The organism is Pseudoalteromonas sp. S1612 (assembly GCF_005887175.1).
In the GTDB taxonomy this organism is placed as follows: domain Bacteria; phylum Pseudomonadota; class Gammaproteobacteria; order Enterobacterales; family Alteromonadaceae; genus Pseudoalteromonas; species Pseudoalteromonas undina.
Genome location: NZ_PNDH01000002.1, coordinates 49,188 through 73,090 on the forward strand (window position 1 = coordinate 49,188; position 23,903 = coordinate 73,090).

Sequence of the window (23,903 nt, forward strand, 5' to 3'; positions counted from 1 at the left end):
ACACCGGTGTCATAATGATGACATATTCATTTTGTATATAATAGTCGCAATGTTATAAAAATTGCATAAAACTAAAAATTACTATTAACCTGAAATCTTCTTTGAAGATTTATTAAGTAGTCACTAAAACAAAATAACCGTCAACTTGCTTAAAATAAGCGCACAGGAGAATTTAATGTTAAGACGTACAAAAATAGTCGCGACACTTGGACCTGCAACAGACAGAGATAATAACTTAGAAAAAATTATTCGCGCAGGCGCTAATGTCGTTCGATTAAACTTCTCACACGGTGTTGCACAAGATCACAAAGACCGTGCACAAGCTGTTAGAGATATAGCCGCTAAACTGGGTAAGCACGTTGCAATTCTTGCTGACCTACAAGGTCCTAAAATCCGTGTTTCAACCTTTAAAGAAGGTAAAGTAACTTTAGCGGTCGGTGCAAAATTCATCCTTGATGCAAAAATGGAAAAAGGTGAAGGCGATATTAACGCCGTTGGTATCGATTATAAAGAGCTACCACAAGATGTAGCTCCTGGTGATTTACTCCTTTTAAACGATGGCTTAATTCAGCTTACTGTAGAACATGTTGAAGATCATTTAGTGCACACTGTGGTTACTGTGGGTGGGGTGCTCTCGAACAATAAAGGGATTAATCGTTTAGGTGGTGGTTTAACTGCGCCCGCGTTTACCGATAAAGACAAAGAAGACTTAATAACTGCGGCTGAAATTAATGTTGACTATATTGCCGTTTCATTCCCTCGAAGTGGCGATGACATGCGTTATGTACGTTCACTTGCAGAAGCTGCAGGCTCTAATGCTCAGCTTTTGGCTAAAATTGAACGTGCTGAAGCAGTAGAAACGCAAGAAGCAGTAGATGATATTATTTTAGCGTCTGACGCTGTGATGGTTGCTCGTGGTGATTTAGGTGTTGAGATTGGTGACGCAGCTTTAATGGGCAAACAAAAACTCATTATTCGTCGCGCACGCTCGCTTAATCGTACTGTTGTAACAGCCACACAAATGATGGAATCGATGATCGATAACCCAATGCCAACTCGTGCAGAGGTTATGGATGTTGCCAACGCAGTGCTTGATGGCACCGATGCGGTCATGCTTTCAGCGGAAACAGCCGCTGGTGATTACCCAGAAGAAACGGTTGCCACAATGGCACGTGTTTGTTTAGGTGCTGAGTCGCAAAAAGAAACCCATGTTTCTAAGCATCGTTTAGATAGCCGCTTCTCTTCTAATGCGGAGTCAATTGCACTCTCTGCAATGTATGCAGCTAATCACTTAGACTCTGTGAAAGCGATTATCACCCTAACAGAATCAGGTAGTACAGCAAAACTTATGTCGCGTATTAGCTCTGGTTTACCCATTTACTCACTTTCACGTCATCCGAGCACATTAGGGCAAACAGCACTATATCGTGGTGTTTACCCGGTGTTTTTTGACTCTACCAAATGTGAAAAAGATAATATGGTTAAAGATGCATTAAACACGTTAGTGGCTGCAGGTTCACTGCAAGTAGGCGACACCGTGATTATCACTCATGGTGATGCAATGGAAACAGTTGGTGCAACCAATACAATGAAGATAGTGACAGTGTCGTAAAAGTCACAATAAAAAACGCGAGCTAATTGCTCGCGTTTTTTTATGCTATTTATTAAAGTTAGCTAGCTAATGCTGCTTTTACTTTATCACGGTAACTTCTACTTACTTTAAGCTCTTGTCCGTTATCTAACACTAATAAATATTCACCACTAACCTGAGTTACCAGCTTGCTAATTTGTTTGGTGTTAACAATCGCGCTGCGATGCACACGAACAAATAGATTTGGATCTAATTCTTGTTCAAGCTCTTTCATGGTTTTACGTAATATATGCGTTTGCCCGTCTTGGCAATGCAAACACATATAATCACCTGCGGCATCTACCCACTGTATCGTGGCAACGGGCACTCTAACAATTTCGCCCTGCTCTTTTACTGCTAGTGACTCAGGGTAGCGCCGATCAGTTAAGGTATCACCTGTGGCTAATTTCTTTAAAATTTCTTCGCAGTTATTACCCGTTATCCCAGCTACAAAACTGGCTAATTTTTTCTTATGGGCGTTATCCTGCTGAGTTTTTAAATAGGTATGCACTTTTTCTACCGCCTGTTTTAATCTGTTATCATCAACGGGTTTTAAAATGTAATCTAAAGCATGAATTTCAAATGCTTTAACAGCAAAGTGGTCAAACGCAGTAACAAATACAATGGCAGGCAAGTCTTTACTACTTTCACTCAATGCACGCGCTACCTCAAAGCCATTCATGCCTGGCATTTGAATATCTAAAAATACGAGGTCAATTTTTTCGTTTTTGCAACTTTCGATCGCATCAAATCCTGAGCTACATAGTTTGATCACTTCAATATCAGAAAACTCTTCAAGCCTAACGGCTAAGCCTTTACGTGCTAATGGTTCATCATCAACAATCAGCGTTTTTATTCTTGTCATTTCTTCACAGCCTTCTCAAACGGAACTCGCAGATTAACTTTCAATCCACTTGGCGTATTATGTGATAATACAAACGAGTAATTATTTTCGTAGAGCGTTTTTAATCTGTCTTGGGTGTTTGCTACACCCACGCCTTGTGCATTAACTAACTGGCCATTTACAATTTCAGTGCCAGGGCCATTATCGCCCACTTCAAGTAATAATTCATTAGCAAATACTTGTGCTTTTATATCAATAACGCCACCTTCTGCCATGTGAGCAATGGCGTACTTAATAGCATTTTCAATGATCGGTTGTAATATTAAGCTAGGAACCAATGCTTGTTGAGCTTGCTCACTCACATCAACATTAACCTGTAACCGTTCATCAAAGCGCACACGTTCAATCTCTAAATACAGCATTAATGCATGTAACTCTTGCTCTAGTGGCACTTTTTTAATTGGATCAGTATTGAGTGTATAACGCAAAAAGTCACTCAGCTTAGATACCATTAAATTAGCATCTTTGTTTTCTTTTACCAAAATTAAAGTGGAAATAGCATTGAGGGTGTTAAATAAAAAGTGAGGGTTTAACTGATATCTGAGCATTTTTAACTGCGCTTCGTGCGCCATTGTAGTTGCTTTTAACGCTTTTTGGCGTTCACTTTGTAGTAACTGGTAATACTTAACCCCAAAGTACAAGCCACTCCAACACAAAATAATATAAACGGAGTCTAGCCCTTGTTGTAAATAATAGAACCATTCTTCAGGGCGATAGCCGTGTCGATAAATTTCCCACAAGTTAAACTTTTGTACCACCGCCCAGAGCGTACCAGTTACATACGAAGCACTAAATACAACAATGATTAAGACCCAAGGCGAGGCATTCCAAATTTTGCGATATATATAACGCAAAGGGACAGTCATTAAACAGCCCGCATAGGCATTAAGTAAAATAACGAATACGTAAATATCACGCATTTCGAATACTTTAGATCCAATGTAATTAACTAACGCATACCCTATCCAGCCAGCGATTTGCAAAAGCCAGAAAAAGCGTTGTCTGTTATCAATTAAAGACTGCCAATTCAAAATTAATTATTACCTTATAAATTTGTTATTATTATATCGATTTATCAACGTGTATAGCACTACCAACTGTCTTACTTTTTAATAGCCCTATCGCAAACGATAACGTTGTCTGATGCTTTTGTGGTTAAGCGATTCATTGAACTATATGCATAAAAAAAGCGAAAGGTATGTACCTTTCGCTTCTCAATGTTTACTTTTTATTTATTAAGCAAGTTTGTCTGAAGCAACTTTATAAGTCGGATCTTCAATTACGTTTACTTCCACTAAATCACGTGCTTTATGAAGTAGTTCAGTACAGTCTTTGCTTAAGTGACGTAAATGCAACTTTTTACCCGCTTTATTGTACTTATCAGCTAGGCTATCAATTGCTTCTATTGCACTGTGATCCGCAACACGGCTGTATTTAAACTCAACAATAACGTCTTTAGGGTCGTTCTTTACATCAAATAAATCAGCAAAGTTTTTAACTGAGCCAAAGAATAAAGGCCCGTGTAACTCGTACACTTTTGAACCTTCTTTATCAATATAGTTCGTTGTGTAAATATGTTTAGCATGCTGCCAAGCAAATACTAATGCAGACACAATAACACCCACACACACTGCAATGGCTAAGTCAGTGATAACCGTCACACCCGATACTAAAACAATTACAAATGCGTCAGATAAAGGCACGCGTTTCATCATTTTAAAACTTGCCCATTCAAATGTACCCAGTACCACCATAAACATAACCCCAACTAATGCCGCTAGTGGGATCATTTCAATTAAGCTTGAGGCAAAGATAATAAACGCAAGTAACATCAGCGCAGCACTAATACCAGATAAACGCGAACGGCCACCTGAATTAATGTTAATCATAGATTGGCCAATCATGGCACAGCCACCCATTGCACCAAAGAAACCACATGTAACGTTTGCCGCACCTTGGCCAATACATTCTTTGTTAGAATGGCCACGTGTTTCTGTAATTTCGTCAATCAAGCTTAGCGTTAACAGCGATTCAATTAAGCCAATTGCTGCAAGAATAAGCGCATATGGGAAGATAATTTGTAGTGTTTCTAAATTAAAAGGCACCATAGGAATATGAAACTGCGGTAAACCACCGGCAATCGTTGCAGCTTCATTACCTGTCATACCTTTTAAGAAATCAAGTACTGTACGCGCTTCTAAGTCAAGGCCAATAACTAAGCCAGTTACCGTCACAATGGCAACCAGTGACGAAGGGACTGCGGTCGTTAATTTTGGCAAAAAGTGAATAATAGCCATAGTTAGCGCCACTAAACCGAGCATAATGTACATTGCACTGCCCGTCATCCATTCTTGACCGCCAGCACCATCAGGTACTTTAAACTGCCCGAGCTGTGCTAAAAATATAACTATCGCTAAGCCATTTACAAAACCGAGCATCACCGGATGTGGAACCATACGTATAAACTTACCGAGCTTAAATACCCCAGCCAATATTTGTAATAGCCCCATCAGCAACACAGTGGCAAATAGATATTCCACTCCGTGATCCAGTACTAAACTTACCATTACAACCGCAAGCGCACCGGTTGCACCCGAAATCATACCTGGACGACCACCAAAAATAGCCGTAATTAAGCCAACAATAAATGCGGCATATAAACCAACAAGGGGTTCTACATTTGCAACAAAGGCAAATGCAACAGCTTCTGGGATCAAGGCAAGTGCCACGGTCAATCCAGAGAGAATATCGTTTTTAGCAGAGCTTGGCGCCCTACTGAGTAAGTTAAACATTGAGTTCCTCAGTTTTATTTAGCTGACAAAAAAAGCGCTGAATTCTATCAAATTAGCGCTCATTTCACAATTATAGTTAATGCAGCCGATTTGTTTATCATCGGCTTATTTTTATTTTACAGTGGTAAGGCTGTACTACGTTTTACACAGGTCATGGTCACGTTAGAGTGAACCTCTTGGACGTACTCTAAGCTAAGTAGGTTATCGCGTACAAAGTGCTCATAACCTTCTATGCCTTGAGAAATAATACGCAACATAAAGTCCATAGTACCCGCCATAGTGTAACATTCAGTCACTTCATCATAGCTAAGTATCAGTTTTTCAAACTCGGCTAGATTCTTTTTACCATGGTTTGATAAACGTACATGGGCGTAAACCAACATATCAAAGCCCAGCTTTTTTTCATCAAGCAATGCGACTTTACTTTTGATGTAGCCATCTTGTTCTAATTTAGCAATACGACGCCAACAAGGAGACTGAGATAGGCCTACTTTATCTGCAATTTCAGCGGTTGATAAACTTGCATCTTGTTGTAAAAGTGCCAATATTTGGCGATCTACGTGATTTAGAGACATTTTATTTCTTATTTATCTAATAAATTGGTTAAATTATACAGCCTTTTTAAAAAGCAGTCTGCATATTTTTAACAATTAAACACATCAACCAAATTGACCACTTACAAACGGATTGGTTGCCTTCTCATTGGCGACATCGGTATCTTCACCATGGCCACTTAAAATTGCGGTACTCAGTGGCAACGTCATTATATGGGCCTGTATTGAGCTAATAAGCTGCTTACTGTCTCCTTTTGGAAAATCAGTACGACCGACTGAGCCTTTAAATATAACATCACCCACAATAACGGTGCTTTGCGTATCTTGATAAAATACAACGTGTCCTGGGGTGTGCCCTGGGCAATGCAGTACTTTAAATGCAAGCTGACCAACTTGTACGGTATCACCATGTGCTAGCCATTCATCTGGGTAAAAAGCACTGATAGGTTTAAATCCAAACATTGTGGCTTGCATTGGTAAGTTATCAAACCAAAAGCGCTCATCCTTATGTGGGCCAATAATCTTTATATTGTATTGCTCACGTAAGCTATGAGCACCACCCACATGGTCTAAGTGTCCATGGGTCAACCAGATGGCTGACAAGCTCAAGTTATGCTGTGTTAGTGTTGTATTAATTTTGTCAACATCACCACCGGGATCTACCACCACAGCTTGCTGGGTTTGTTCGCATACTATAATTCGGCAATTTTGCATAAACTGCGTAACGGGAATTGTGATTATTTTCATCTTATATTTCTTTATTTTTTTGCGCTGGAATAACTATATCTTGTTCATATGACATTAAAATTGGGTATTTTAAATAAGCTTGATCGTAAAACGGGCTATGTTCATAGAGCCAATTTAAGCGCGCCTCAGGATCTGTAGCAAATGCTTTATCTAGCTTCAGTTTTTTATTAAATGCATCTGCTAATTTCGGATCATCGCTGAGCATTTTCTCAGCGAATGGGAGCAATGCGTAATTTTCCATATACTCTGTTCGCTGAAAAATCGTATTAAATTCACCCCATGCAAAAAAAGAGTCAGGTGCTTCTGGATGCAATAAATGCACAGCTAACTCGCCTGCTTTTTGTTGGGTACTGACTTCAAACCAACCATCTAAATCGACATTCGTGGCCGGTTCATAGTTAAAACGTGCCGACACTCTAAATCGCCCTTCAAATGGTGCTTTATCAAAGCTATATTGCGCCACTTTTGCCATTTTTAACGGCTGAGTATTGGCGCCACTGAGTTTATTAATTGATACCCCATGTAAAGCAAGCTTTTCGATAATATCGGTATACACTGGCGGGATAAAAAACGATTTAGGGACTTCAACCGTGTGCTGTACTTCTTTTTGCCAAAAAATAGGCAGCTTGTCATAATCTTGCTTTTTACCTATATAACTTACTTCTTGCTGATTTGATAATGCATTCATATTCTTAGAATAAGCAATGCCTTTAAATTTGATATGATCAGCTTGCTCAGCGTAACCACGTTTAACAATTAATTGCTTAGGCACAAATTGCTGTTCTTTTTTTACCGCATTGGCGAGTTTATCTTTATGGGTTGCTAACGCTTCAATAGCACCATCTATAAACACATAAGTCCCTAGCACGCGTTGCTTATAGGGTTTTAAAGAATGGTTTTCGACTAAAATAGTTGGCAATGACCTTAAATCACCCCAGCCATTAGAAAAACGAGGCGTCGCCACCCAACCTGCTAAACCTGATTTAAATTCTTGTTTATCCATAACAAACACTAAAGGGCCAGGGATATGTCCTTGCTCAGTTAAGGTTTGATCAATAACAGGTTTAAAGTAACGGTTGAGTGCATCCGAAATAGCGGGCGACTCGCTAGCAAATACTGGGTTATAGCCGTAGGTGACATCATATTGGTAATCGGCCCCATCAGTCACATGCACGTCTATATATAAATTAGGATTATAATCGTTAATGACTGCAAGTACGCTTTTAACCTCGGGGGTATCTAATTTAGTGAAATCACGATTTAAATTAAGGTTATTAGCATTTGTTCTAAAACCCATTTTTACTGGGCCGCGCTGATTGATTCGATTAAATGCACTACTGCGTTCATGCCCATCGACATTAAGAATGGGAATAAATAAAATATTTACCTTTTTTAATATATCGCGACGTTTACCCGTGGCAATATCTCTAAGCAACATAAACATTGCATCTTTACCATCAATCTCACCGGCGTGAATACCAGCCTGAATAAGCACAGTTGGTTTAGTGCTGTTAGCCATTTGCCCAGCATCAAAAAAGCCTTGTTCGCTGGCAATCAACATTTTTATTGCACGTTTACTATTACTATAGCCAATCGTTTTTGATTTAAATTGAGTGGGATTAGCCGCTACCAACCTATCAACAAATGCCATGGTATCAGCATAATTAGGAGACGAGACTCCTGCAGAAATTTCAAAGTCTGTGGTTAAAGGTCCCTGTTGTTGCAATAGCGATGTGCTCGCACCTTCCCATGGTAATAATGGCGGTAAATGACTGTTATTCGCCATACTTGCAGATAAAACCAATAAACTTATAAACATATACTTCTCTAGCAAACGCATTAATTAAAAAAATTATAGCAATTAAAGCTTTTTAGATGCCAAAACTGCGGTAGTTCAACAAAAAAATGCAGCCAATTGCAGTTTCCTTTGATTATTTGCTCAAGCCCTAGTCAAGTACTGATAAAAACATAATTAATATCAACCTTAAGAGCAACAATGAACATGCCTAAAATTCTGGTTTAGCTAATTTAAGTTAAATGGATACACGGAACTAAAAGGTATGACATAGCTAAAGCAGTAAATAGCAGGCACAAAAAAAGGAGCCATAGGCTCCTTTTCAATACTTATACAAAAACTTAAGCTGCCGCTAGGCCTTCTTTTGCTTTTGCTACAAGCGCTGCGAATGCAACTTGGTCGTAAACAGCGATATCTGCAAGGATCTTACGATCGATTTCTACAGATGTCTTTTTAAGACCATTGATAAAACGGCTGTAAGACAGACCATTTTGACGTGAAGCAGCATTGATACGTGCAATCCATAATTGACGGAAAGTACGTTTCTTAGCACGGCGGTCACGGTAAGCGTATTGACCCGCTTTAGTAACAGCCTGGAAAGCTACGCGGTAAACACGTGAACGTGCTCCGTAGTAACCTTTCGCTTGTTTTAAAACTTTTTTGTGACGTGCACGTGCGACAACGCCGCGTTTAACTCTTGCCATTTCTAAAAACCCCTATTAAGCGAATGGTAACATACGTGAAACTAGACCATGGTCATTTTTATGAACCATCATCTTAGGACGTAGGTGTAACTTACGCTTAGAAGTTTTCTTAGTCAGAATGTGACGAAGATGCGCTTGTTTACGCTTGAAACCGCCAGAAGCAGTCTTTTTGAAACGCTTAGCTGCGCCTCTGTGACTTTTTAGCTTGTAAGCCATTGCAATAACTCCAATTGTATTGCTTTAAAATTAGTAAGAAGGCGTGAGATATATTGCTATAGCTCCACTTTAAAGGCCTAACTTACTGCTATGTTCCGGTGAAAACCCGATATAAATACCGCAATTTTACTTTAAAACCGGTTAACTCAGGTGGACATTTTCATATCACTTGCAAACCTGAGCTAAATTCGGTGCGTATTATCGCCTAATTATTACTTTTTAGCAACCGGCGCCATCATCATAACCATTTGACGGCCTTCAACACGATTTGGGAAAGATTCAACAACTGCTAATTCTTCTAAATCGGTTTTAATACGGTTTAATAATTCGATACCAATTTCTTGGTGAGCCATTTCACGACCACGGAAGCGGATAGTTATCTTAGCTTTATCGCCAGCTTCTAAGAACTTGCGTAAGTTGCGTAGCTTAACCTGATAATCACCTTCATCCGTACCTGGACGGAATTTGATTTCTTTAATCTGGATCTGCTTTTGCTTCTTCTTCTGCTCTTTTAGTTCTTTGCTTTTTTCAAAGATGAACTTACCGTAATCCATAACCTTACAAACAGGCGGCTCAGCATTTGGACTGATCTCTACAAGATCAACACCCGCTGCATCAGCCATAGCTTGCGCGTCTTTTAATGACTGAATTCCAGCTTGTTCGCCGTCGATGTCGATTAAACGAACTTCTTGCGCTGTAATTTCTTCGTTAATACGATTTTTTTGAGCTGTTTGTTGCCCTTTCTTGCCGCCTCTAATAGTACGTTCCTCCAAGAATATCAATAATATAAGCGTGTAGCTGGCTATTTTTGCTTGCCCTACACGCTCGATTTTTACTGTCGATTTTTGATTTCTTCACTGATTTTAGCTACAAAATCATCGACATTAAATTTGCCTAGGTCTTCACCTGTGCGAGTTCGTACTGCTACTTCTTGTTGCTCAACTTCTTTGTCGCCAACAACCAATAAGTAAGGAATACGCTTAAGTGTATGCTCACGGATTTTAAAGCCAATCTTCTCATTTCTCAAGTCAGCAGCGGCTCTAATTCCAAGTTTATTTAATTTTTGTACAATTTCCTGAACATACGGTGCTTGTTTATCGGTGATATTCATAATCACCACTTGCTTAGGCGCAAGCCACGTTGGGAATAAACCAGCATACTCTTCTGTTAAAATACCGATAAAGCGCTCAATAGACCCTAATATAGCGCGGTGTATCATAACAGGTGTACGTCGTTCGTTATTTTCAGCCACATATGTTGCGCCTAAACGACCAGGTAATGCAAAGTCTAGTTGCACTGTACCACACTGCCACGCTCTGTCTAAGCAATCGTACAAAGTAAATTCAATTTTAGGACCATAAAACGCCCCTTCACCTGGTAGGTAATCAAATTCAATGTCATTTGCCTTAAGTGCATCAGCAAGTGCAAGCTCAGCTTTGTCCCACATTTCATCTTCGCCAATACGTTGCTCTGGACGAGTTGAAAGTTTAACTACAATTTTTTCAAAGCCGAATGTTTCATACGTATCGTAAACCATTTTAATACAGGCCGATACTTCATCCATGATTTGCTCTTCAGTACAGAATACATGCGCATCATCTTGGGTAAAGCCACGCACACGCATTAAACCGTGAAGTGCGCCTGATGGCTCATTACGGTGACAACAACCAAACTCAGCCATACGCAGTGGTAAATCACGGTATGATTTTAAACCTTGGTTAAATATTTGTACGTGACCAGGACAGTTCATTGGCTTGATTGCGTATTCACGCTTTTCAGATTCCGTGGTAAACATGGCTTCTGAATATTTTTCCCAGTGACCTGATTTTTCCCATAACGAACGGTCCATCATCATTGGACCTTTTACTTCTTCGTATTGGTACTCACGTAATTTTTCACGCACAAATTCTTCTAATTCACGGTAAATGCTCCAACCATCGTTGTGCCAAAATACCATGCCTGGCGCTTCTTCTTGCCAGTGCCATAAATCAAGTGCTTTACCAATACGACGGTGATCACGTTTTTCAGCTTCTTCTAAACGCTTTAAGTACGCTTTAAGTTGCTTTTTATCGCCCCACGCTGTGCCGTAAATACGCTGCAGCATTTTATTTTCAGAATCACCACGCCAGTATGCACCTGCTACCTTCATAATTTTGAAGTTTTGACAGAATTTCATGTTAGGAACATGTGGTCCACGACACATATCTACGTATTCTTCGTGGTGGTATAAACCTGGGCGATCATCTTGAGCAATATTTTCGTCAAGAATTTCTATTTTGTATGTTTCGCCACGCGCCGCAAACGTATCGCGTGCTTCTTGCCAGCTAACGGTTTTTTTCACTACATCGTAGTTTGTTTTTGCAAGCTGTAACATACGCTTTTCAATAGCATCAAGATCATCTTGAGATAACGAATGTTCCATATCAATATCATAGTAAAAACCGTTATCGATAGTAGGACCAATCGCCATTTTAGCGTCTGGGAAAAGTTGCTTAACTGCATGACCAATTAGGTGGGCACAAGAATGGCGAATAATCTCTAAACCATCATCATCTTTTGCTGTAATAATTTCAAGACGAGAGTCGGCTGAAATTAAATCACATGCATCCACGCGTTCGCCATTCACACGACCAGCAATGGTTGCTTTAGCAAGACCAGGGCCGATATCGTTTGCAACATCAAGCGTGCTTACAGGGTTTTCAAAACTACGCTGACTACCGTCAGGGAGAGTAATAACTGGCATTATAAATCCTTACATACAGTGGTGACACCTACAATGTATCACGTGTATTTTTTAATTAATTAAATGAGAATGACTCGACAACGCTTTTACGAATAAGCATTGACTATTTTTCGCCGTCAAAGGCTAATGTAGATGCTGAGTCTGCTCAACTACAAAAAAGATATTGTCGCGTGCTGTAGCGTTAATTACAAGTTTTAAGCTACTAAAAACCACGCATTTTTAACATAAATGTGCAATTAATAACTTTTCTTCAGTCACGCCGCATCAAATTAACGTAAAGCACTATATTAAAGCAGCACACAAAGTGCTTAAACTCGCATTTTAATGCGTGTTGCGTATAATAACCGGTAATTAAGTTATAGTAGAGATTAACAATGAGAACATGTGGTGTAGAAATTACCGGTAGCGATGTACTACTTTGTATTTTAAGTAAAGATAACGACGTTTTTGATATTCGTGACGTGCGCCAAACACGCTTTACCTTAGGTAACGGTAACGACACTGAAATAATGCGTAAATTTCAATTTGATTTTGCAAAGCTGATGCAAGATTACCAAATTGATTCTGTTGCCATTCGCGAACGCCAGCCTAAAGGTAAATTTGCAGGTAGCGCTAAAGGGTTCAAAATGGAAACGGCTATTCAATTAATCGACAACCTCGATGTTCGCGTGTTTTCAACAACTGAAATAAAAGAGCAAGTAAAACGCAACCCAATCCCTATCGCGTTCGAAGACACTGGTCTTAAAAAATATCAAGAAAATGCATTCGTTAATGCTTACGTTTATATCATGAAAAAAACCTACCGCAGCGACGAAATGTAATACCAATTGCATCCTTGTGAAAACGCGTAATAGCTCAATATTACGCGTTTTTTTATGTCTAAATTTTCAAATAAAAGTGTAAGACATTAGTCTAACCCTCTTCCCTTTGTCGACAATTCATGTTTATTTAATCAACAAGCCTTGGATAGATAAAAACATGGAGAATGTCATGAAAGCGACACAAACAGTGCATAAAGAAGTAGAACAAATAAACACTATACCGCTATCAAATAGTTATTTTAAGGGGATTCAAAGCATACCGCTAATAGAGCAAACTATTGGAGAATACCTTGATTCAATTGTCGACAATAACCCAGAGGCATTGGCAGTTGTTGTTGCTCACCAAAATATTCGCTTAAACTACAAGGAGTTTCAGCAGCAGATTGATCAGCTTGCTATGGGGTTGTTGGCATTAGGGGTTAAATCAGGTGACAGGGTCGGTATTTGGTCACCCAATAATATACAATGGTGCTTAACTCAATTTGCAACGGCTAAAATCGGCGCAATCATGGTGTGTATTAACCCAGCTTACCGCCCCAGTGAACTGCAATATGCACTTAATAGTGTTGAATGTTCCACGCTTATTACTGCCACAGCGTTTAAGGGCAGTCACTACGTTAATATGCTACAAAGTTTAGCCCCAGAGCTAGATAGTTGCCAAAAAGGGGAATTAAAAGCCGCTAAACTCCCTTCATTAAAAAATGTAATTTGTATAGGTGATGAGCCAGTAAATGGTATGTTTTCGTTTAATGAAGTACTCGCCATGCCCACAGACGCTCACAAGTTTGAACTTCAAGCAGTGGCAAAAACTCTAAATTGTAATCAAGACATTAATATTCAATTTACTTCAGGTACCACAGGGAATCCTAAAGGGGCTACGCTAACGCATAAAAACATTCTTAATAATGCACTGCTTGTTGCCCAAGCAATGCATTTTACTGAACATGATAAGCTGTGTATCCCTGTACCACTTTATCATTGCTTTGGCATGGTTTTAGGCAGCTTATTGTGCGTAAGTAAAGGCGCTGCAGCTATTTATCCAAGTGATTCTTTCGATCCAAAAACCACATTAGACGTGGTCCAACAAGAAAAATGTACCGGGCTTCATGGCGTGCCTACCATGTTTATAAGCGAATTAGAACTTAATAACTTTAGTGATTATGATTTAAGTACATTACGAACCGGCGTTATGGCAGGCTCAACCTGCCCCGAACAAGTTATGCGTAAAGTACAAACACTAATGAATATGAACCAAGTCGTTATAGCCTATGGACAAACAGAGTGTAGCCCAATCAACAATATCACTGAAACCGACTCATCAATTGAGCGTCAAGTCACCACTGTAGGACGAGCGCTTGCGCACACTGAAGTAAAGATTATTGATGAGGTGGGAGAAGTTCAAAAAATAGGCCAACCAGGTGAAGTCTGTAGCCGTGGTGCCGGTATTATGCGCTGCTATTGGAACGATGAAGAAAAAACCAAAGCTACTATCGATAATCAAGGTTGGTTACATTCTGGCGATTTAGGGGTAATGGACAGTGAAGGCTTTGTCAGTATTGTTGGCAGAATTAAAGACATGATTATTCGCGGCGGAGAAAATATATATCCCCGTGAGATTGAGGAAGTTTTATACACCTACCCAGGGATACAAGATGCGGCAATTTTTGGTATTACCGATGAAAAGTTTGGCGAAGAAGTGTGTGCCTGGATCCAGCCTAAAGAAGGTGAAGTGCTTGATGAGCAAGCAATTCGATTATTTTTAAAAGACAAACTCGCCTACTTTAAACAGCCTAAATATATTCGCTTTGTTGAACATTACCCGATGACGGTAACCGGAAAATTGCAAAAATTTAAAATGCGCGAACAAATGCAAGAAGAGCTCGCCGAATCTGCATTTTCATAAGCTGGTTAAATGCAAAGCACTATCAGCTTAGTGCTTTGCATTGTCTTACTCAATTTCAGGCTGTTTAGGAACAACAAAGTCAGTAATACTTATATTTCGTCCAGCATTTTTAGCTTTATAAACCCCTACATCAGCTGTTGCCAACAATGATTTAATTGAAGGTCTATATATAGTGTATTTATCAATTGCAATACCAGCAGAGACAGTAATACGGTTAAAGGGTGAATACTGATGCGCAATCGGATCGTCTGCAAAGCGTTTAGGTAAGTCACTCAACCAATCTAACTCATTCGCCTGTAATGTTTTTACCAATATAAATTCTTCACCACCAAAACGCACCACAATATCAGCGTCACAATGTTTTAGTCGATTTGCGACTGCTATTAGTACGTTATCTCCCTCTAAGTGGCCGTAGTTATCGTTATAATTTTTAAAATAGTCGACATCAATCATGGCTAACCCTAAATATTGTGATGGCGCTAACTTGTTAATTAATGCTTTACAGCGTCTATCAAAACTATGCCGATTATGCATACCTGTTAATTGATCGGTATTGGCTTTTTCAGTTTCAAATAATTCCGCTTTATATTGCTTTCTTAATAGGGTATCCAGTTGATATTGCACTATGGCCAATACAATAACTATGCTGAAATAAAAATAAAGTGTCCACGCAATCGAAGTAGAAGAAAAAAGCTCAATAAATATCAGGGCAATGCCAATTATTGACCATAAAACCAGTTTATGTCCTAAGTGCAGCATCGGTATGGCTATAAATGCAGCAGCTACAAGCATAGGTCCACCCTCTTTTAATTCACTATAGCGTTGCACATATTCCCAAAAGAAATAACTAAATAAAAAACAAAATAAAACCGCATAACTGAAAAAGCGCGAATGCAAGTACTCTGAACTTAATGTTCTATTTACAATAATGAGGACTATCGATAACAACACCATAGTTACGCGTAAAATTGTTATGGTTGAATTGGCAGGCTCTTGTTGATTAAGCCAAGACATAAAAATAAAAGACAATAAAAACAGTGTTACTAGATAGAGTGATGCATCAGCAAGACGCATTGAGCTTTTATTGAGTTGATTTTGGAAGTTGTGCTCTGTTGCACTTGAAAAATAAAAAATTGCGGGAATAAGACGCACCGGCACTCTCCTTAATAAGCTCACTTATCCTTATCCACACTATAGTTTATTGTTATTAATTAGCGAGTTAAATTTACCTTATTAAATAATATTACACATTACTTTTGCTATATCCTGAACAATGCCTGCTCAAGATATAGATAAAAATTATTGGGTTCACTAATAAATAGCCGAGGCGTCGCTATACAACGCCCTGTTCAATCATTGCATCTGCTACACGTCTAAATCCAGCAATATTTGCACCAAGTAACAAGTTACCGGGTTGATTAAATTCTTTTGCGGTATCGTTAGCTGTAGTGAAAATATCTTTCATTATTTGCTTTAACTTTTCATCTACTTGCTCAAATGTCCAGCTTTGCATACTGGCATTTTGTGCCATTTCTAATTGGCTCGTTGCCACCCCACCTGCATTTGCTGCTTTGCCAGGTCCATAAGCAATTTTTGCTTCTATGAAACAATCAATCGCTTCTTTGGTTGAAGGCATATTTGCTCCTTCACTGACTAAAGTACAGCCATTTTCAAGTAGTGCTTTTGCATCCGCTTGGGTTAATTCATTTTGTGTAGCACAAGGAAAAGCCGCATCCGCACTGTAACGCCATACCGCATGACCATCTTGAGGGTACTCATCGCGAGGCGTATACTTGGCATGAGGATGAGTATCTAGGTAGTCACTTAAGCATCCTCGTGAGTGCTCTTTTAATTGCTTAATAAGTTTTAAGTCAATGCCACTCTCATCGTACAAAGTGCCTTTTGAGTCACTACAGGCAATAGGCGTAGCCCCTAGTTGATATAATTTTTCCATGGCATAAATTGCCACATTGCCTGAGCCTGAAATTAAACAGCGTTTTCCTGATAAGCTGTCATCACGATCTTCAAGCATATAGTTAGCAAAATACACTGCGCCATAACCCGTTGCTTCTTTGCGAGCTAGCGATCCGCCCCAAAGTAAACTTTTACCGGTTAGTACGCCTTCATAGCGCCCTGTTAAGCGTTTGTATTGGCCAAACATATAACCAATTTCTCTCGCCCCTACGCCAATATCCCCTGCAGGTACATCGGTTGTAGGGCCGATATGGCGATATAACTCGGTCATAAACGATTGGCAAAAACGCATTATCTCGCCATCAGAGCGTCCTTTAGGATCAAAATTAGCGCCTCCTTTACCGCCGCCTATAGGCAAACCGGTCAGTGCATTTTTAAAAATTTGTTCAAAGCCTAAAAATTTTATGATGCTGGCATTTACACTTGGATGAAAACGTAGGCCGCCTTTGTAAGGGCCCAGCGCCGAATTAAATTCGATACGGTAGCCTTTATTGACTTGAATATTGCCCTCGTCATCAACCCAAGGCACGCGAAACATTAACTGACGCTCTGGCTCTACCATTCTTTGAATAATTGCTTGTTGTTGGTAATGACTGGTTTGCGCAAATATTGGCTCTAGCGAGTCTAGCACTTCTTCTACTGCTTGATAAAATTCACATTGCGCAGGGCTCGTCTGCTTTAATTGCGCAATTGTTCTGTGTATATAATTCATATTTATTCTTCCATGTGGGTATTTTTAAATTCGAAACAGGAAAAATGATCAATGTTATTGTTAGTAGAGAAATTGATTATGCGATCATTATTTTTACACTTTAACATCATAAATAAACGGGATGCACGTGTTTGATGTTGAATTAAATTGTTGTTTCTTTTGTATAAAAACCCATTAATAAAGAATTTGTATGCTAAAAACGCCAGTTTTAATGAATAACACGTTAAAAGTATTAAAAAAATAGTAAAACAAAATACGACTCTACGTTTTTACGAGAGCGACAACATAAAATGCTTTATAAGACTGAAGTTGTAGAAGGATAAGACTAATAATAGCGTAGATTTTAGTGAGTTCGTTTAAGAGGTTTAAATGGAGGTTGCTAATCAACCTCTATAAAATGCATTAAGCTTTTTCGCCATCTGGGCGAAAAGTACGCTGCACACCAGTTAAAAATAAACGTAAAACTTGATCGTTACACACACGGTAATGTTTGTTTTCAACTTTACGTGAAAATGCACTAAGTTCATGCTTACTTAAATCAAAATCAACTAAGGCTAGTGTGGCAATCACGTCTTCTGCTTTCATATTTAAAGCAATACGTAATTTCATAAAAATAATATTATTGTTTAATTTAGTCTCTGGGATTGGCTGCTCACCATCACGTTTACCGCGCTTAGTATTTATAAAGCCATTTAAAAATACCGCAAATTCAGTGTCACTTATTGGGGTGTAACCCTGCTCGCCCTCTTTAGTTAACCATGCAATCACCTGCTCTGTGCTGACGCTGTGCTCTGCAGCGGCGAACACGTCAACCATTGCTGAATCGGTTAAATCGAAGGTGTAGCGAATACGGCGTAAAATATCGTTATGTGTCAAAGTAAATCCCAGGTAAATAAGTGCTCAGCAAACAAAAGCTGTTTAATAGCGGCGCAGTTTATCAGAGTTACACGTAGCGCCCTATTAAATACTGTGTTTAATTACCCAATACTTTTGCCGGATCAACACGTGTTGCTTGCCATGCTGGATACAGCGTCGCCAATATTGCAAGCACAAAGGTGGCAATAACAGTTAACACTATATCTTGCCAAACTAATTTACTCGGTAAGAATTCGATAAAATACACACCTTCTAGCGGATTTTCACCCAGCAATAAACTCAGCCAAGTAAAGAGCTCACTAATATTGATTGCTAGAATGACTCCAATAATAGAGCCTAAAACTACGCCAACAAATGCTTGAGTTAAGCCTTGCATTACAAAAGTAGCCAATATAGTACTGTCTTTGGCACCCATGGTTTTTAAAATGGCAATATTGCCTTCTTTTTCGCGCACTTCCATCACTAATGACGAAACAATGTTAAAACTGGCGACTGCAATAATTAAAAACACCACAATATAAACAATCGTGCGCACCATTTGAATGTCTTGATACAAGCTGCCTTGGGTTCTAAACCAACTCGATATATACACATAATCAGTGACTGTTTGCCCTACTCTCAGCGCTATTTGGTGCGCTGCAAACACATCATCAACTCGTAAACGTAAGCCGGTTACTTGGCTTTGATCGTAACCTAAGGTTTGTTGTGCTTTGCTAAGGTGAATAAACGCGGCACTGCTATCAATAGGACCGCCCATTTCTATAACGCCTGCGAGTGTCAATGTGACCCGTTTTGGCGCAAGTAATGATTGCCCTTTTTCACTAATTTGGGGGATCAATAAAGTGACATTGTCGCCTATTGATATATTAAGTTGAGTGACAATTTGCTTGCCTAAAATAACATCCTCAAGTGCTAGCTGACTGACTAATTTACCTTGTGTAAATTGGTTAACCGCTGATACGTCACTCTCTAGCGAAGGCTCAACACCACGTATTTCAACTGCTTTTAATTGACTTTTAAATTGCGCCATACCATTTACTGCTATAAATGGGGCTGCTCCTGTTACTTGTGGTTGCTGTTTTAATTTTTCGACTTTGCTGGGCCAATCAGCAATCGGCCTGCTTGGTGCTACATATTCAACTTGTGGCACTACACTTAATAAACGATGAACCAATTGTTGTTCAAAACCATTGATCACCGATAACGCCACAATTAAAACGGCAACACCAAGTAAAATACCAATAGTAGATGCCTTAGCAATAAAACTAACAAACGCGTTTTTTTCATCTTTATGGCCTGAATAGGCTCTGAAACGTTTACTTATAAAGGCACTAAGCAACATGGTTTGACTCTTTTATTGATAATTTACCATCATCTAAATACGCTATTTTACCCAGCTTGTCGGCAAGTTCTAAATCATGAGTCACCACCACAAAACTGGTGTTTAAACTTTTATTTAGCTGGTTAATTAAATCGTAAATTTTAATCGCGTTTTGCTTATCTAAATTACCCGTTGGCTCATCTGCAAGAACCAGTGCAGGCTCAGTCACTAAAGCACGCGCTATGGCAACACGTTGGCGTTCGCCACCAGAAAGTGCCGACGGTTTATGGCTACTTCTGTGCGCAAGGCCGACTTTATCGAGCATGTCGAGAGCTTTTACATTTGCTTCTTTGGCACTCAAGCCTTTTATTAACAGTGGCATAGCAACATTTTCAACCGCACTAAATTCCATTAATAAATGATGAAATTGGTAAATAAACCCTAAGTTTTGATTTCTAAACGCGGCTTGTTGGCTGCGAGAAAGTTTAGCCACATCTTGGTTTTTGATTTTTGCACTGCCAGAACTGGCGGTATCTAAGGTACCCAGAATATGCAATAAGGTACTTTTACCTGAACCTGAGCTACCTACAATAGCTAGCATTTCACCTTGGGTTAGGGCTAAATCAACCCCTTTTAATACCTCAACTTGGTTTTGCCCGTCTTGGTACACTTTACTTATTTGTTCACAACTAATTACTAAATCATTCATAACGTAATACCTCGGCTGGGTTTACTTTAGCGGCCTGGCGCGCAGGATATAAAGTCGCTAAAAAGCTCATTGCTAAGCTTAAAAGCGCAATCACACTTAAGCTAAGCGCATCAAATTTGACCGGCAGTGAAATCCCCGATAATAAATTTAAGCCAACCAACGCCAGCAGTTCATTAATATATAAGCTAAATAAAATACCTAAAGAGGCACCTACTGCCGTACCAATCACACCGTTATATAAACCTTGAACCATAAATACAGTTTGTACTTGGCTTGGCGTTAGCCCTAGTGTTTGCAGTATCGCAACTTCGCTTTGTTTTTCACTCACCATCATGGTGAGCGCCGACACAATATTGAACACCGCCACCAGCACGATTAAGCCCAATAACATAGACATAATGCGTTTCTCCATCGCCACAGCGGCAAATAAAGTGCCTTGGCTACTGCGCCAATCGGTGTATTTAAAATTCTTCAGAATAAGTTGGCTGTCTTGAATAAATTCATCAAGTGCAAATGGCTCATGCAGTGACACACTTAAATTAGGGGGTGTAGAGCTACTTTGCTTTAATACTCGTTGCAATGACACACCACTAGTAAATGCCAATCCCATGTCAATTTCTGAACCAGTTTCGTAAATAGCAGCAATTTTGAATAAACGCTGGCTAGGAACACGACCAAGGGGTGTATAAGTTGACGCATTGGGCATAATAACGCGCAGTTTATCGCCCAAGCTAACGCCGAGTTTACGGCTTAGATAACGGCTAATAGCAATGTGATAATTATTATTTAATACACTTTGCCAATTCCCCTGCACTACTTTGTCAGTGATTTTATAAAGCGAGCCATCATTATCATAGAGCCCTTGCAGCAGCACACCATGCAGGTCTTTATTTGTTTGTAGTATAGCTTCACCATGGCGGTATAAACTAACATGATCAACATACGGTGATTGCTCAAGATCGGCTTTAAGAGTATTCATTTGCACTTTAGAGTGTTGTTTTGCCTGCACTTCAACGTGTGGAATGAGTCCGAGCATATTCGTTTTCAGGCTGCTTTCAAAACCGTTCATGACACTACTTACTGTAAAGAGCGCCATTAAACCAATCGCTATACCTGCAATAGAAAAAAAAGAAATAAACGAAATAAACGCATTGCCTTTGGAAGAGCGACTATATCTAAGTCCGATAAACAGGCTAACAGGTTGAAACATATTAATTAAAACATTAATGCTAAAAGTGTGGCTTTATAGTAGCACGAACTCAGCGCAATTGAATATCACCATAAATGTAAGAAATAATTTATAAATCTTATACTTGGCTATATTATAAGCAAATCACTAAGCCAAGCTAAACTTTTAATCCTGTTACTAGATAATCAAGTAATACCCGTACATTAGTAGCAACAAATTGCCGAGGAGGATAGAGCCCCCACACACCCTCTTGCTGAGGTTGATAAGCTGTTAATATTGGTACTAACTGCCCTGTTTTTATCTCATTCTCTATGTAGTAATCCGGCAACTGAACAATACCCAACCCTTTTTTAGCGCCGTCAACCAGTGCCCAACCGCTATTGCAATGCAACCTCCCTGCTACTTTAATATGTTTGTCACGACCGTTTTCATTTACTCGCCAATAACTACTGTTACCAATTAAGCATTGATGCTGGTTAAGTTCACCTAACGTATGGGGTTCGCCAAAACGCGCTAAATAGCTTGGTGCAGCACACATAATAAATCGCCGAGAGCTCAAGCGTCGCGCTTTTAAACTCGAATCTTTTAAATGGCCTAATCGAATGGCTAAATCAAAGCCGCCCTCCAGCAAGTTTTCTTGCTCGTTAGAGAGCGTTGCGATTACTTCTATCTCGGGGTGATCATGCATAAACGAATGCACTATCGGCATAATAAAACTTTCACCATACATAACCGGTGCGGTTAATTTAATTTTACCTTTAGGGGATGTTTGCACAGACGCGAGCCCCTGAGTGGCTTCATCCATAGCGTGTTGTAAATGTTTTACTTGGTGTAAAAACTGCTCACCTTCTTTGGTTAATACCACCTTTCGGGTCGTACGCGTTAAAAGTTGGGTATTTAACCGTTGCTCAAGCTTAGTAACATGGCGGCTAATATGGGCAACCGATAGACCCAACGTCTGTGCAGCTTGAGTGAAACTTCCCTCTTCGCCAACAGCAATAAACTCATCAATCCCTTCCCAACGCATTATTATTACCATACTGTAAAAGTGTTTTATTAATTTAGAGATTATCATTGTTATAGAAATAAATACAATAGGCACATCACCCAAACAGTTTGGGTCTACAATTGATATTCAAACCACTACAAAGGATATACACATGTCTGAATTTATAAAATCAAAAGCAGCGATTGCCTGGGGCCCTAATCAGCCTTTAAGCGTTGAAGAAGTTGACGTGATGATGCCTAAAAAAGGCGAAGTGATGGTAAAAATCACTGCCACAGGTGTATGCCATACAGATGCTTTTACTTTATCAGGTGAAGATCCTGAAGGCATTTTCCCCGCTATTTTAGGCCATGAAGGTGCCGGGGTGGTTTACGCTGTGGGCGAAGGCGTTACAAGTGTAGAAGTTGGCGATCACGTTATTCCTCTATACACCGCAGAATGTGGTGAATGCAAAATGTGTACTTCAGGTAAAACCAACTTGTGCTCTGCTGTACGCGAAACACAAGGCAAAGGCTTAATGCCAGATGGCACAACGCGATTTTTCAAAGACGGCCAACCAATTTATCACTATATGGGGACGTCGACCTTTTCTGAATACACAGTACTTCCTGAAATCTCGCTAGCTAAAGTAAATAAAGAAGCCTCTTTAGAGGAAATTTGCTTATTGGGCTGCGGTGTCACTACCGGTATGGGCGCTGTAACAAATACGGCAAAAGTAACAGCGGGCGATACGGTGGCAATTTTTGGTCTAGGTGGCATTGGTTTGTCGGCCATTATTGGCGCCAAAATGGCTGGTGCAAGCCGTATTATTGGTATTGATATTAACACCTCTAAGTTTGATCTTGCGACTAAACTCGGTGCTACCGACTTAATTAATCCAAAAGACTTCGACAAGCCAATTCAAGAAGTGATTGTAGAGATGACCGACGGCGGTGTTGATTACTCATTTGAATGTATTGGTAACGTTGATGTAATGCGCTCTGCCCTTGAGTGTTGTCATAAAGGCTGGGGAGAATCTGTAATTATTGGTGTAGCTGGTGCTGGCCAAGAAATTTCAACTCGCCCGTTCCAACTTGTTACTGGCCGTGTATGGCGTGGTAGCGCATTTGGAGGCGTTAAAGGTCGTTCGCAACTTCCTGATATTGTAGAGCGTTACATGGCGGGTGAATTCGCCCTTAATGATTTTATTACCCACACCATGAGCCTTGAAGAAATTAACGATGCATTTGATTTAATGCACGAAGGTAAGAGTATTCGTACTGTTATTCATTACTAATTTCTTTTAATCACCATTACCAGCCGTTGCT

General features: G+C 39.6%; 21 protein-coding genes. 4 read left to right on the forward strand and 17 right to left on the reverse strand.

What is annotated here, in order from left to right; all coding sequences use genetic code 11:
- The first annotated feature begins 175 nt into the window (after window positions 1–175).
- Window positions 176–1,612: a pyruvate kinase gene (gene pyk / locus CWB78_RS00515; protein ID WP_138593901.1), complete on the forward strand. Its 1,437-nt coding sequence runs from the start codon at window positions 176–178 to the stop codon at window positions 1,610–1,612.
- A gap of 58 nt (window positions 1,613–1,670) precedes the next feature.
- Here the strand turns inward: pyk and CWB78_RS00520 are convergent, their stop codons facing one another.
- From CWB78_RS00520 to thrS, 10 genes are all read right to left on the reverse strand, one after another.
- Window positions 1,671–2,495, reverse strand: a complete 825-nt coding sequence (locus tag CWB78_RS00520) for a LytR/AlgR family response regulator transcription factor (RefSeq protein WP_010389898.1) — start codon at window positions 2,493–2,495, stop codon at window positions 1,671–1,673.
- Complete coding sequence (locus CWB78_RS00525; RefSeq protein ID WP_054200860.1) at window positions 2,492–3,565, reverse strand: sensor histidine kinase; 1,074 nt, start codon at window positions 3,563–3,565, stop codon at window positions 2,492–2,494. The genes CWB78_RS00520 and CWB78_RS00525 overlap by 4 nt, the downstream gene beginning before the upstream one ends.
- Window positions 3,566–3,769: 204 nt before the next feature.
- Window positions 3,770–5,326, reverse strand: a complete 1,557-nt coding sequence (locus tag CWB78_RS00530; RefSeq protein WP_010389896.1) for a SulP family inorganic anion transporter — start codon at window positions 5,324–5,326, stop codon at window positions 3,770–3,772.
- Window positions 5,327–5,442: 116 nt separating this feature from the next.
- Window positions 5,443–5,901, reverse strand: coding sequence for an Lrp/AsnC family transcriptional regulator (locus CWB78_RS00535; protein ID WP_008110469.1), 459 nt, complete (start codon window positions 5,899–5,901; stop codon window positions 5,443–5,445).
- Between the two features lie 84 nt (window positions 5,902–5,985).
- Window positions 5,986–6,627: an MBL fold metallo-hydrolase gene (locus CWB78_RS00540; RefSeq protein ID WP_054200859.1), complete on the reverse strand. Its 642-nt coding sequence runs from the start codon at window positions 6,625–6,627 to the stop codon at window positions 5,986–5,988.
- 1 nt (window position 6,628) lies between these two features.
- Window positions 6,629–8,446, reverse strand: a complete 1,818-nt coding sequence (locus tag CWB78_RS00545; protein ID WP_138593902.1) for a M14 family metallopeptidase — start codon at window positions 8,444–8,446, stop codon at window positions 6,629–6,631.
- A 317-nt stretch (window positions 8,447–8,763) separates the two neighbouring features.
- A complete protein-coding gene (gene rplT / locus CWB78_RS00550; protein WP_008110477.1) occupies window positions 8,764–9,126 on the reverse strand; it encodes a 50S ribosomal protein L20 in 363 nt (120 codons plus the stop codon).
- Between the two features lie 15 nt (window positions 9,127–9,141).
- Complete coding sequence (gene rpmI, locus CWB78_RS00555; protein ID WP_004587840.1) at window positions 9,142–9,342, reverse strand: 50S ribosomal protein L35; 201 nt, start codon at window positions 9,340–9,342, stop codon at window positions 9,142–9,144.
- 212 nt (window positions 9,343–9,554) lie between these two features.
- Complete coding sequence (gene infC, locus CWB78_RS00560; protein ID WP_008466946.1) at window positions 9,555–10,115, reverse strand: translation initiation factor IF-3; 561 nt, start codon at window positions 10,113–10,115, stop codon at window positions 9,555–9,557.
- Window positions 10,116–10,174: 59 nt separating this feature from the next.
- Complete coding sequence (thrS, locus tag CWB78_RS00565) at window positions 10,175–12,085, reverse strand: threonine--tRNA ligase (RefSeq protein ID WP_008466944.1); 1,911 nt, start codon at window positions 12,083–12,085, stop codon at window positions 10,175–10,177.
- A 374-nt stretch (window positions 12,086–12,459) separates the two neighbouring features.
- Here thrS and CWB78_RS00570 point away from each other — a divergent pair, with 374 nt between their 5' ends.
- Together CWB78_RS00570 and CWB78_RS00575 are read left to right on the forward strand one after the other, a co-directional pair.
- Complete coding sequence (locus CWB78_RS00570; protein WP_010389888.1) at window positions 12,460–12,906, forward strand: DUF3010 family protein; 447 nt, start codon at window positions 12,460–12,462, stop codon at window positions 12,904–12,906.
- A gap of 169 nt (window positions 12,907–13,075) precedes the next feature.
- Window positions 13,076–14,809: an AMP-binding protein gene (locus CWB78_RS00575; protein WP_138593903.1), complete on the forward strand. Its 1,734-nt coding sequence runs from the start codon at window positions 13,076–13,078 to the stop codon at window positions 14,807–14,809.
- Between the two features lie 45 nt (window positions 14,810–14,854).
- Here CWB78_RS00575 and CWB78_RS00580 read toward each other — a convergent pair whose 3' ends face one another.
- The 7 genes from CWB78_RS00580 to CWB78_RS00610 all read right to left on the reverse strand — a co-directional run bounded on the left by CWB78_RS00580 (window position 14,855) and on the right by CWB78_RS00610 (window position 22,620).
- Window positions 14,855–15,961, reverse strand: a complete 1,107-nt coding sequence (locus CWB78_RS00580; RefSeq protein ID WP_138593904.1) for a GGDEF domain-containing protein — start codon at window positions 15,959–15,961, stop codon at window positions 14,855–14,857.
- 181 nt (window positions 15,962–16,142) lie between these two features.
- On the reverse strand, window positions 16,143–17,495 hold the full coding sequence (gene gdhA, locus CWB78_RS00585; RefSeq protein WP_138593905.1) for an NADP-specific glutamate dehydrogenase: 1,353 nt from the start codon (window positions 17,493–17,495) through the stop codon (window positions 16,143–16,145).
- A gap of 402 nt (window positions 17,496–17,897) precedes the next feature.
- Entirely contained in the window at window positions 17,898–18,371 is a 474-nt protein-coding gene (locus CWB78_RS00590) for a YehS family protein (RefSeq protein ID WP_138593906.1), read from the reverse strand.
- Between the two features lie 97 nt (window positions 18,372–18,468).
- Window positions 18,469–19,713 carry a lipoprotein-releasing ABC transporter permease subunit gene (locus tag CWB78_RS00595; protein WP_010389882.1) on the reverse strand — a complete coding sequence of 415 codons (1,245 nt, stop codon included), beginning with the start codon at window positions 19,711–19,713 and terminating at the stop codon, window positions 18,469–18,471.
- Window positions 19,703–20,401 (reverse strand): lipoprotein-releasing ABC transporter ATP-binding protein LolD, encoded by a 699-nt coding sequence (gene lolD, locus CWB78_RS00600; RefSeq protein ID WP_010389881.1) that lies wholly within the window; start codon window positions 20,399–20,401, stop codon window positions 19,703–19,705. Before lolD ends, CWB78_RS00595 begins: the two co-directional genes overlap by 11 nt.
- Window positions 20,394–21,611: a lipoprotein-releasing ABC transporter permease subunit gene (locus CWB78_RS00605; RefSeq protein WP_138593907.1), complete on the reverse strand. Its 1,218-nt coding sequence runs from the start codon at window positions 21,609–21,611 to the stop codon at window positions 20,394–20,396. Before CWB78_RS00605 ends, lolD begins: the two co-directional genes overlap by 8 nt.
- A 136-nt stretch (window positions 21,612–21,747) precedes the next feature.
- Complete coding sequence (locus CWB78_RS00610; protein WP_171040282.1) at window positions 21,748–22,620, reverse strand: LysR family transcriptional regulator; 873 nt, start codon at window positions 22,618–22,620, stop codon at window positions 21,748–21,750.
- A gap of 130 nt (window positions 22,621–22,750) precedes the next feature.
- On the opposite strand from CWB78_RS00610, the gene CWB78_RS00615 reads away from it, so the two are divergent.
- Window positions 22,751–23,872, forward strand: coding sequence for an S-(hydroxymethyl)glutathione dehydrogenase/class III alcohol dehydrogenase (locus CWB78_RS00615; RefSeq protein WP_054200851.1), 1,122 nt, complete (start codon window positions 22,751–22,753; stop codon window positions 23,870–23,872).
- The last annotated feature ends 31 nt before the right edge of the window (window positions 23,873–23,903 follow it).